At 64.8% G+C, this 7,106-nt stretch carries 7 protein-coding genes; 4 read left to right on the forward strand and 3 right to left on the reverse strand.

What is annotated here, in order from left to right; genetic code table 11:
• The first annotated feature begins 27 nt into the window (after positions 1-27).
• Positions 28-1,254, forward strand: a complete 1,227-nt coding sequence (locus LDQ05_RS10305) for a site-specific integrase (RefSeq protein WP_226436865.1) — start codon at positions 28-30, stop codon at positions 1,252-1,254.
• A 192-nt stretch (positions 1,255-1,446) separates the two neighbouring features.
• Here the strand turns inward: LDQ05_RS10305 and LDQ05_RS10310 are convergent, their stop codons facing one another.
• The gene (locus LDQ05_RS10310; protein ID WP_226436866.1) at positions 1,447-2,211 is read right to left on the reverse strand and encodes an inositol monophosphatase family protein; all 765 of its coding nucleotides are present in this window, start codon (positions 2,209-2,211) and stop codon (positions 1,447-1,449) included.
• Positions 2,212-2,525: 314 nt separating this feature from the next.
• A complete protein-coding gene (locus LDQ05_RS10320; RefSeq protein ID WP_226436868.1) occupies positions 2,526-3,254 on the reverse strand; it encodes a methyltransferase domain-containing protein in 729 nt (242 codons plus the stop codon).
• Between the two features lie 378 nt (positions 3,255-3,632).
• On the opposite strand from LDQ05_RS10320, the gene LDQ05_RS10325 reads away from it, so the two are divergent.
• On the forward strand, positions 3,633-4,598 hold the full coding sequence (locus LDQ05_RS10325; RefSeq protein ID WP_226436869.1) for a recombinase family protein: 966 nt from the start codon (positions 3,633-3,635) through the stop codon (positions 4,596-4,598).
• A gap of 24 nt (positions 4,599-4,622) precedes the next feature.
• Here LDQ05_RS10325 and LDQ05_RS10330 read toward each other — a convergent pair whose 3' ends face one another.
• Entirely contained in the window at positions 4,623-5,135 is a 513-nt protein-coding gene (locus tag LDQ05_RS10330; RefSeq protein ID WP_226436870.1) for a MarR family winged helix-turn-helix transcriptional regulator, read from the reverse strand.
• A gap of 95 nt (positions 5,136-5,230) precedes the next feature.
• On the opposite strand from LDQ05_RS10330, the gene LDQ05_RS10335 reads away from it, so the two are divergent.
• The gene (locus LDQ05_RS10335; protein ID WP_226436871.1) at positions 5,231-6,112 is read left to right on the forward strand and encodes an alpha/beta fold hydrolase; all 882 of its coding nucleotides are present in this window, start codon (positions 5,231-5,233) and stop codon (positions 6,110-6,112) included.
• Between the two features lie 464 nt (positions 6,113-6,576).
• The coding region (locus LDQ05_RS10340) for a transposase (protein ID WP_226436872.1) at positions 6,577-7,106 on the forward strand (530 nt) is incomplete at its 3' end.

A 7,106-nucleotide genomic window follows, 5' to 3' on the forward strand; every position in this document is an offset into this window, starting at 1 on the left:
CCGCGCTGCGGAACCGCCGAACGCCTCGTGGGCAATCACCCCTGCAAGCGGTGTGTCCTCGACGAACGCCTGCGCGCACTTCTCGCCGACGACAGCGGGAACATCAGGCCCGAGCTGACCGAGCTGCACCGCACGCTGGTGGACACGGATCGCCCCGGCACCGTGCTGAATTGGCTCACGCGCAGCGCCGCCGAGGCGGTGCTGCGCGACCTCGGCAGCGGCAGAAGAGCATTGAGTCACGACGCTCTCGACGACCTCGGCCCCAGCAAGCCGATCGACCACCTACGCAGCGTGCTCGTCGCTACCGGCGCCCTTCCCGACCGCGACGAACACCTCGCCCGGCTCGAACGCTGGATTACCGACACCGTCGACACGGTCACCGATCCGGGACACCGAAAGCTGGCGCGCCACTACGCAACCTGGCACCTCATACGGCGACTACGCGCACGCAACCGCGGCCGACCGGTCAGCTACGGGCAGGCCACCGGCATCCGGACCCGCCTCCGCGGAGCGGCTGTGCTGCTCAATTGGCTCACCGCCCATCAGCTCAGTCTGGCCACCTGCACCCAAGCTGACATCGATCGATGGCTCACCGATCCGGATGCCCGTTACCGCAATGCCGGCAGTGGATTCCTGCGCTGGGCCACCGCCAACAAGCTGGTGGACACCTCACTCGAGGGCATCCGCCGTAGCTGGCGTGGACCGGCAGAACTGATCGACGGCGAGCAGCGGTGGGACATCGCCCGCCGTCTTCTGCACGACGACGCCGTCAAACCCGAGGACCGGGTCGCCGGGCTGCTGGTGCTGCTCTACGCGCAGCGCGCCTCGACGATCACCCACCTGATCACCGACGACGTCACCACCGGGACGAACGGGGTCCAGCTACGGCTGGGCAGCAGTCCCATCGTGCTGCCCAAACCCCTGTCCATGCTCGTCTCGGCCCTGGTCGACGCCCGCACCGGGCACGCCACCATCGGCGACCAAGGCTCCTCACCGTGGCTGTTCCCCGGCGGCCAACCCGGCCGACCGCTCAGCGCCGCACAGATGGGAGTGCGTCTGCGTGCACTCGGAATCCGCCCCAACCCGGCCCGCTCAGCCGCCCTGTTCTCCCTTGCCGCCGAGGTACCCGCCGCGATCCTCGCCCGCACCCTCGGCATCCACATCAACGTCGCTGTCGACTGGCAACAGGCCAGCGCCGGCGACTGGACCAGCTATGCCGCCGATATCGGCCGACGACCGTCACGGGACTCGTGATCGAAATACCAGGTGTCAGAGCTGAATGAACCCATGATGCCCTCGACGAACCAGTGCTGACCCCCTACTCGTCCTCACCAGGCCGGAACCCCAAGACGCGTTATCGGCCACCTCAGGCGCCGTGTACGCCGACTACACCGCTGCGGCGGTCCAACTGCGGGAGCTTGATAAGGAACGGGAGGCTCCCGCCGGTCAGGGATGTGCCGGGTAGTGCAGCGAAGCCAGGAGCTCACTGTGCAGGATGCCGTTCGAGTACAGGCCGCCGCCCTGATCGCTCGCACGTCCACCGGTTCGATCGGTGAAGCGGCCGCCGGCTTCCTCGACGAGTAGAACCCAGGGCGCGTGATCCCATTTGTAGTAGCGCTCGGCCAAGAAGGCATCGATCTCGCCACGAACGAGCTCGACCAGCGGTAGGGGGCTCGCAGGCGCTCGAGCCGCACTCGGTGGGAGACGAGCTCTGGACTCGTCATCCAGAGCATCGAGCACCGCGTCAGCGAGCGTCGACGTCGCACTGACCTTGAGGCGCCGCGCCTTGCCGTCCGCGCGGGGCCAAGACGACTCGAAGGAACCGCCACCTCGGGTCGCCCACCAGCAGCGCTGTAGCGCAGGAGAGGTGACGACCGCGACCTCGGTGGTCCCTTGAACCTCCAGAACAATGTGGATTCGCCAGTTCGGATCACCCCGACTGAAGAATCCGGTGCCATCGATAGGGTCGAGGATCCAAACCCGATCGGATTCGCCGAGCTGACCAAGTTCCTCGCCGAGGAACGCATCGTCGGGCCGTGCCTGCGACAGCGTCTCTCGAAGCAAGCGCTCGACTGCCCGGTCGGCTTCGGTGACCGGTGTGCCGTCGGCCTTCAGTGTTGCCGTCACGCCGGACGTGAAGTGGGCGAGCGCGAGTTCCGCCGCCAGGTCCGACGTGTCGAACGCGAGTTGGAGATCATCAACGCTGTTCATCGCAGCTGACACTAGACGGACCTTCGGCGAGCGATGGCACGGTTCTGGGGTTGAAAGTGGCAGGGTGTCCGGAACCGGTGCGACGTCGAAGCCAGAAGAGACACTTTTGCCGGAGCCCTGGCGCGCCACTCGATTGGTAGTGCCCGCCCTGTGTGAATGCTGCAGTGCCCTGCACGTTGGACATGTCGTTGGCGCTGGGCAAGCAAGGCAATGATCTGTTCGTCGAGTGCGTCGATAGCTCGGCAAACGTCCTCCAAAGACACTGGGAGCTTTCCTTTCTCATCAACGGAGTGGCGTGCCACGGTATGGGTGAGTCACTTCCGGGCTGCGGACTGGGCATGACTGCACACCAGCATGTGGTCTCCGCCTCTCTGAAATTCGTAGTCGACCTTGACGATTCGGCCGACGATGTTGCGGGTATGAAGGTCGACGAGCAGCTGGTCGAGTCGCGGATAGCGCTCATCCGATCCCACGGCCACCAGCGGGAAGATCCGCACCTCACCCCTGGCTACGCGCATCAGCTCACCGATCGCGCTGACATGGAAGCTGTAGTCAAGGCGGTCGGAGTAGCTGAACAGCAGATGGGAGCTGAGCACCAGATCGAAGCTGGTATCTGGGAACGGCAACGACGGCAACCGTCCGGCGACGTAGCGGTGTGGATGCTGGCGTAGATGAGCGGCAAACTGCTGGGCGGCTTGTGCCCGGACGCGCTGGTGTTCGTCGGGACCGGTGAAGAACCTCCACTCGTACTGCTCCGCGTGCGTGCGGACGTATCGGTTCCCCCGATCCGTCTCCGTCTCTGCAATGGCGGCGAGATCGTCAGCGCTGCGTCCGAAATAGGCAACATCGCAGGCGGTCACGTCACCACCGCGGCTGTTCACTTCGCTGGCGAACCCGGCGGCACCGCCGGGACAGTCCAAGATCTGAACGGCCAGGTCACCGTCGGTGAGGTTGAACATCGCCCGGTACTCGTCGAATGAGCGGGAACTGATCAACAACTCGCCGATACCAGTGGCGCGAACCGATTCATCGTCGAAGGTCATGGGGGTCCTCTCGATAGGGGGCCACCTCACCGCATCAACCGGGATGCCTGCCGCCGTTCAGGCGGGAATCTTCGGCCGCGCGAGAGGCGGCCGACAAAACACAGTTCAAGGCCGCTAAGAGAGCGGCCACCAGAGCTGCGCGAAGGTCATCACCCGGCAATTAGAGCACATGCACCGCCGGAAATGCGCCGAAACAGACCTGCGCTCCGTCTGCGCGCGCCTGGCGGGACCTACTGGCAACCGAGCGGGTGCGAGGCGTCGTAAAACCATCGTTTGTCGACACCTCCGACGGTCGGATCGTCAACCCAGGTCGAGTCTGTCGAAAACCCGCGTCGATAATCAACGTCGGATAACCCCAAATTCGGATATTGCCGACACATGCTGATCGGCTATGCCCGTGTCTCGACCGGAGACCAGAATCCGGACCATCAGATCGACGCCCTACGCCGGGCCGGCGTCACCGACGAGAACATCCACGTCGACTACGCCTCCGGAGCGAAAGCGTCCCGACCGCAGCTCGATCTGGTGCTCAGGCTCCTACGCGACGGGGACCAGCTCGCGATCACTCGTCTCGACCGGTTGGGTCGGTCGGTACTGCACCTGATCGGTCTCGGCGCGCAGCTCCGGGAGAAGGGAGTGGGCCTGAAGGTGCTCGAACAGGGCATCGACACCTCGACCGCCGAGGGGCGAGCGATGTTCGGGATGCTCTCGGTGCTCGCCGAACTCCAACGCGAGTTGATCGTGGCCAACACCCGCGACGGACTGGCCGCCGCCCGGGCGCGTGGCCGCAAGGGTGGACGGCCCTCGAAACTCACCGCCGAGCAGGTCGAGCACGCCCAACGCCTCTACGACGAGGGCAAGCACACCGTCGCTCAGATCGCCGGCCTGCTCGGCGTACGCCGCACCACCCTCTACGGGCATCTGAAGAAGACCGACCTCGTGGCGACAGGTCCCGTGATGCCGACTGCCGCCGGCCCTGGCGTCGCCACGCTCGAGCACCCCGCACCGGCGCGAAAGACGTCACGCGCCTGCCCGAGCTGCGGGCACGAGCCCGCCACCCGATCCGAGGCGGCTCACCAACGGGCAGACCTGGCCGTGACGTGGCTATATCGGGACCCCGCCGTACCAGGCGAGACCATCGCCCGGCACCATTGCCGCAGTTGCCAACCCGAAGAACCCGCTGTCGACGTTGCCTGCACCGTCTGCGGAGACGGACCCATCCTCGCCGGAGAACTGGCCGCTGGCACCGACATCAACGACGCCCTGCCTCATCCGGTCCAGCGATGGCTCACCGATGCAGGATGGCAAACGAATCCGACGCTGCTGTGCCCTGACCACACCTGAACTGGGGCCACTACGTACTCGGGGTCAGTCTCGGACGTGCTGCGTCTGAACGATGGAAGCCTGGTCGCCAGGACTCACTCGGGCGGCGTCGATGGACTGTTGCATGTCGGCCAGGAATCTTGCGATCGTCTGTACCTGCACTGCGCTGTACGCGCCGATGGCGTTCGTAGCGTTCGCGATCGCCGGGCCGAAGAATGACTGGCCGAGTTGCACAGCTTCGGGGGTGACGTGGATCAGTACTCTTCTGCGGTCCTGGTGGTCTCGTTGGCGGCGTACATGCCCGGACTTCTCCATGCGATCGATCAGTGCAGTCACCGATGCGGAGTTGAGGTGAAGCTGTTCCCTCAACCACGTCGGGGTCGCCTCGCGGCCGTTGCGCTCCGCGTCGAGTAGGCAGATCAATGCCCGGAGATCGGTGGCGTGCAGACCGTGCATACGAGCGAAATCCGCACCGAGCAGATGCAACTCGACCACCAGTGCGCGTAGTCGATGAACGGTGTCCAGAGAGTCCTCGACAGGCTCGCGCCCGGCATCCATCGCACTCTCCCGTGGTCGACAACATTGCCCTGACAATCTACTATCTCGACAGCCAAAGTATCTCGATGTATCGAGCTAATTACTGAGGAGTCCGGATGCCCCCGCTGTCGACTGTCGATTTCACGACCACGGCCGAAGGTGTTGCCTTCTACCGTGCCTACGATCGCGTGCTCGAGAAGTGGTCGATCGACGTCACCTGTGTCGATCTCGCATCGCAGTACGGGACCACCCGGGTGAACGTATGCGGACCGCTCGATGCCCCACCCGTAGTCCTTCTGCCGGGTGCGGGGGCTACGTCCACTGTGTGGTTCGAGAACGTTGCTGCTCTCGCGGATCGATTCCGGGTCTACGCGGTCGATCTGATCGGTGACGCTGGTCGAAGCATCGCTGACGGCGACCGCCTGCGGTCGGTCGACGACCTGATGTTCTGGCTCAACGCCGTCGCCGAGGCCGCCGGCCTGACCGACTTCGGTCTCGTCGGGCACTCATACGGCGCGATGATCGCGCTCGCATACGCACTGCGCGAGCCGGACCGAGTCCGGAACCTGGTGCTACTCGACCCCAATTCGTGCTTCGCCGGAATGCGGGCTCCCTACCTTGCCCACGCCGTACCGCTACTGCTGCGTCCCAACGAGAAGCGCGAACGTGACTTCATTCGCTGGGAGACCGGCGGACAGGACATCGACGAAGACTGGCTCGACCTACTCGCCCGAGGCGCGGCGTACTTCCCGAAGTCGAAAACCATTGTTCCCAAGCGTCCCAAGCGAAGTGCACTCGATGAACTAGCCGTCGCAACTACGGCGATCCTCGCGGCCAACAGCAAAGTTCACAACAGTGGACAGCTGGCCACGATCATCGCAGAGTCGCTCCCTCGACTGCGTTCAATCGTCGTCGAAGGGGCAACCCATCACACCATGCCGATGAGCCCCGCCGCAGAGTTGAACGATGCCCTGATCAACGCGCTGTCCGCGCGATAGAGGCAGCGAAGCCCCAGAGACGAATTCGGCTCGGCCTCATCGATGAACATCGACGCCCAGAATTCGGAGAGTTTCAATAACCGACTGTCCCATTATTCCTGTCGAGGAGAGTCCCGACGCCGTGTCGGTGCGCCGCAGCGTCCGTTCTGGAGCGCTCGATGACGCGCGGCCAGTGGAAGTCGTGGAGGTGATCGAAGCGAATCGCCAGTCGGGCCAACGGGTGTGGTCGGTCACGATGACCATATCCGAGAGTACGTACGCATTCGAGAGGGTCTCGCGAATTCTCGGTGCTGATCAGCTCACTGAGGCGCTTCTTGAAGCTGGTTTCTCCGAGGTGCGGCGGGTCCCGAGCAATGATCAGAACCTGTGGATCCCGGGAGGACGCACCTTCCCGGATGATGATCGACGAAGTCACAGGAATCTGATCAAGACCAGCGTTGGCGCGCTGGCGGGAAGGCACGCCCATGCTCACGGTAGTACACGAAGACCAGGACCCGAACGAGGCCGGTGGCGGTGCCGCCACGGGTCGGTCGCTGCTCGACGAGATCGTCCGTGACGGCGCCCGGCAGATGCTCGCCGCCGCACTGCAGGCCGAGGTCGCCGACTACATCGCCCGCCACGCCGGTGAGGTCGACGACAACGGCCACCGGTTGGTCGTGCGCAACGGCTACCACACTGAACGCGACGTGATGACCGCCGCCGGCGCAGTGACAGTGAAAGCCCCACGCGTGAACGACAAGCGCATCGACCCCGACATCGGCACACGCAAGAAGTTCGCCTCGTCGATCCTGCCGGCCTGGGCCCGCAAGTCCACCCAGGTGTCCGAGGTGCTGCCGCTGCTGTATCTGCACGGCCTGTCGACCAGCGACTTCGGGCCCGCACTCGAGCAGTTCCTCGGCTCCGGAGCGGGTCTTTCAGCCTCCTCGATCACCCGGCTGACCGCGCAGTGGCAGGACGAGGCGAAAGCCTTCGCCCAGCGGGATCTCTCGCAGGT

This window comes from Rhodococcus yananensis, assembly GCF_020515525.1.
In the GTDB taxonomy this organism is placed as follows: domain Bacteria; phylum Actinomycetota; class Actinomycetes; order Mycobacteriales; family Mycobacteriaceae; genus Rhodococcus; species Rhodococcus yananensis.